At 32.7% G+C, this 1,124-nt stretch carries 2 protein-coding genes; both read left to right on the top strand.

All coding sequences use genetic code 11. The annotated features are described in order from the left end of the window. Positions 1-543, top strand: a 543-nt coding sequence (locus tag ADH52_RS03015; RefSeq protein WP_049510013.1) for a TNT domain-containing protein, incomplete at its 5' end; no start/stop codon positions are given. A 10-nt stretch (positions 544-553) separates the two neighbouring features. Continuing rightward, the gene (locus ADH52_RS03010; protein ID WP_049510011.1) at positions 554-982 is read left to right on the top strand and encodes an Imm63 family immunity protein; all 429 of its coding nucleotides are present in this window, start codon (positions 554-556) and stop codon (positions 980-982) included. Positions 983-1,124 lie beyond the last annotated feature (142 nt).

The raw sequence follows: 1,124 nt of genomic DNA, 5'->3' as shown, positions 1-1,124 counted from the left end.
AGTATGGAACCGATGGACCGTCAGAGATATCTTCAATGGCACAAATATGCGGAGGCAGGTATCGAACCATCTGATAGAGTCAAATTAAGAAATTGGTCATATCCACCTGAGCCAGAATTTTACCTTAAAAATAAAAATGTATATGATAATCCGGATTATTTTAATCAGCTAACAGGGAATACAATTTATCCAGGAAGTCCCGAGAGTTCCATGGGTAGAGTTGATGGAAGTATATATAAACATGGATTTTTGAATGGCGAATACAAAGAATCTGTTATATTGCCTGGAACTCGAATAAACAGAATTGGTTCTAATCCAACGGGAAGGTATTTCTCTCCTGAAGGAGCAACATTTGGTGAGAAAGCCTTACCTCCTTTTATGAAACTCCAACCGAATTCAGACTACATTGTTCTAAAAGAAATACCAACAAAAGAAGGATTAGTTGCCCCTTGGTTTGATGAACCTGGTATGGGAATTCAATATTATACATATTTAACAATTGATGAATTAGAAAAAGGGAATTTTCTACTTAAATTGAAATAGGAATAATTAAATGCTAATAAAATTAAAAAACAAAATTGAATCCGAAGTTTCAAAAATTGGAAACATAAAATTAGGTGAATTTGGAATTCATTTTTCTGAACAACCTCCCTACTTTCCGGAGGGAATTTCTATAATAGAGGATAGAAATGGAAGGTATAATCTAGTTTTTACTGAGAGAGGAAAAATAACATCCGAGATTTCTAAATTAGATGATAATGAGGTGACTTATCAAATTTTAAAGATAATCATTAAGAATGTTTCCTCGCAAAAGATTGATGAAAAAGATGTAGATTTAATTGACAAATTGATTAAAAATAATGAATTTGAGAAAGTTAGTCAAATAGTTGAGAAAGTACAAGAGAATAGATATCAATACGAAAAGGAATTATTTGAGAAAATCAGTCCGCTATACACTTTATGGTTCGAAAAAGAGCATTAATAATTAGTATAAATCCGTTGTTATTTCAGTTCAAAACACAAGAATTCCAAGTGGAAATGAAGAGTCTGCTTTTGAAGGCTTTTGGAAACCAGGAGGACAAACCTTCCCAGGAAATATGCCAGAAGCAGTCATTGACGAAGTT

The organism is Streptococcus pseudopneumoniae, from assembly GCF_001072665.1.
Taxonomy (GTDB): Bacteria; Bacillota; Bacilli; order Lactobacillales; family Streptococcaceae; genus Streptococcus; species Streptococcus pseudopneumoniae_S.
Note: the sequence above shows the minus strand (reverse complement) of the source record. Positions and strands in the feature narration are given on the sequence as shown.